The organism is Romboutsia sp., from assembly GCF_035470145.1.
Lineage (GTDB): Bacteria > Bacillota > Clostridia > Peptostreptococcales > Peptostreptococcaceae > Romboutsia_D.
The window spans coordinates 1-2,494 of sequence record NZ_DATIRC010000160.1; the positions used below are offsets into that span (position 1 = coordinate 1).

At 30.0% G+C, this 2,494-nt stretch carries 4 protein-coding genes; all 4 read right to left on the minus strand.

Annotated features, from left to right (window positions below):
- The coding region (locus VLM92_RS06175) for a phage portal protein (protein WP_325275472.1) at nt 1-423 on the minus strand (423 nt) is incomplete at its 3' end.
- A gap of 12 nt (nt 424-435) precedes the next feature.
- On the minus strand, nt 436-1,704 hold the full coding sequence (locus VLM92_RS06180) for a PBSX family phage terminase large subunit (protein ID WP_325275473.1): 1,269 nt from the start codon (nt 1,702-1,704) through the stop codon (nt 436-438).
- Nucleotides 1,697-2,131 (minus strand): terminase small subunit, encoded by a 435-nt coding sequence (locus VLM92_RS06185; protein ID WP_325275474.1) that lies wholly within the window; start codon nt 2,129-2,131, stop codon nt 1,697-1,699. Before VLM92_RS06185 ends, VLM92_RS06180 begins: the two co-directional genes overlap by 8 nt.
- A 32-nt stretch (nt 2,132-2,163) precedes the next feature.
- Nucleotides 2,164-2,494: hypothetical protein (locus VLM92_RS06190; RefSeq protein ID WP_325275475.1), on the minus strand; the 331-nt coding region annotated here is incomplete at its 5' end.

Consider the following 2,494-nt stretch of genomic DNA (forward strand, 5'->3'; position numbering starts at 1 on the left):
TATATCTATAATTCCTTTTCCTTCATCACCTTTGTACACATTTAGCACACTATCACCATATCGGCTTATATCAATAGCACTAGTATAAAGTGTATTATCTAAGTCACTGTTTTCTTTTATTACATCTATTGCAGCTTGTTCTTTTGACTTATCATCACCTGCTACTATTTTAGGTGCTTCGCCTAATAAGAAATCTGCTATTTTAAGTGATATAAGCTTTTGAAAGTTTGCGACTACTGAATAACTAACAACATTATCAAAGTTATTTACTACTCTAGCAATTCTTTCAAAACTTTCTTTGTAAACTTGTTCATGTTTCCCTTCAAATACAAGCTTATTCTTATTATATTTTTCAAGCCTTTCAGTTTCAGCAGCAGGTGGGAAACTTGCCCCCAACTTTAAGAAATCTAAATTTGTTAACATATAATCACCCCCTTAAATATTTACATTTACAAACCCTCTAGTTTTTCTATTCTTCATATCATTTTCACATGCATATCTAGTAGCATCTATAATGTGATTGTCCTTGTCCTCTAGCTTAGGCTTTGGATTCCCATCTTTATCGACTTGATAATCTATGTTTTCAAATTCTTTAGCTGCATTAGGTGTTCTTTTAGGATCAATAACAATAGCTTCTAAATCATCGAGCCATTTTTCTCCATATTCAACACTTCCAGCACCTTTTTTAGCACCTTCAATTTGAAACCCATAGCTTTTCATTTCTGCAATACTTCTAGGCTCTGCACTATCTGCAACTATCCTATCATAATGATATTTTTTAGATTTTAAAAATTCTTCTATTTTTCTTAAAGAAGCTTTAACTTCATAAAATTCATCAAACAAATATATTGTTCTTTTCTTTTTATCATAATGACATCTTATAAAAGCTAATGGATCAGTGGCATAACCCCAGTCAATGCCTTGCCTTATATTATCAAATGCAGCTATTTCTTTATCTGTAATAGTTCTAAATATAAGATTATTGAAAGGCACTACTCCACTTCCGATAGGCTCACCTAAGTATTCATGCCTATACTTAAATTCATTTCTTTTTTTTACTTCCTCGGCTTCTTCTTTAAAAGCTTTAGATATATGCTTATTTTCTAAATAAGTAGAATGATGAATATAAGTATTATTAGAAATAAATTGCGTGTCATATTTTTTATTAACCCACGATTGCTTTCTTTTAGGTGGATTGTATGAGTAATAAACTTTATACTTTAATCCATCTTCTAATTCTGCTCTTAATACTGAATTTATTATGGTTGATACTTCTTCTTCTGTTTTGAACTCTGCTAATTCTTCTATCCATAAAGTAGTTACAGGAAACTTTGACATTTTAATAGATTTTATTTTATTAGGATCGTCTGCACCTCTAAATATAATCTTGTTACCTCTAGGCTTATATATCAATTGTAAAGGCGATACTTTAGATTCCCAATACATACCAACCCCTAAAATGTCAATAGCTTCTTTTAGCTGCTCAAATACTGATTCAGATAATGTGTTACCAACTTTCCTAACTACTAAAGTAGTAACAGGATTTTTCATAGCATTTATTATAATATCGAAGCTTATGTGAGTTGATTTAGCGCTTCCTCTACCACCTTTTAATACATAGAATAGATAATCATTTTTCTTTGATTTAGCGTAGAAGCTTTTAAAGTTATCATTAAATATTTCTGATAGTCTTTTACTACTCATCATCTTCACCTATATCATCTATGATCGTAACTACTTCATTTATATTAGCTTCTATCTTATCAGTAAACATTCTATATCGTTTCCCTAATAATTCCCATGCTTTAAGCTTATCTTTATTAGTTGGTGTTCTTTCAGTCCTTACAACCTCACCTAGCTGCGTTATTGTAACTACTTCTTCTTCTTCTATTCCTCTAGCAATCCTTGTAAGTCCTTCTAATATTTCATCTTGAGAAGCTATTCTATCATTTTGCTTTGAAGCCATAATTTCATCAATATAGCTTTTAACTCTCTCATTTTCCAACAATTTAGAAATATTTCCCTTAGCATAATTTTCACTATATCCTGCTTTTAAAGCTGATTGATAAGCATTAAGGCTTTCAACATAATAATCAGCAAAAGCCTTTTGTTTTTCATTTAATTTACTCACCTAAACACCACCTTTCTAAATAAAAAAAGAAGCTATTTAAGCTTCTCTAATTCTTCTATATACTTACTATTCCTATTAACCCTTATTAAGCTTTCTATAAGCCTTTTAGTCGGTCTGTTAGGCATCTTTTTTCTAACACTTAGGTCGATAATACTTTTTGCATAACTAAAATTATTTACATGGCAATGACAACTTTCAAACTCATATTTTTTATTATGTATAATAAATCCCTTGCCTGTACTCAATATAATAAAACTTTTTCTTCTATATATAACTTTGGAATTATCAGCCTTGTTAAAATTAGGCTTTTCTTCCATCATTCTTTTATATTTATTGTTAATGTCACATGCCTTGAGGTCGTTT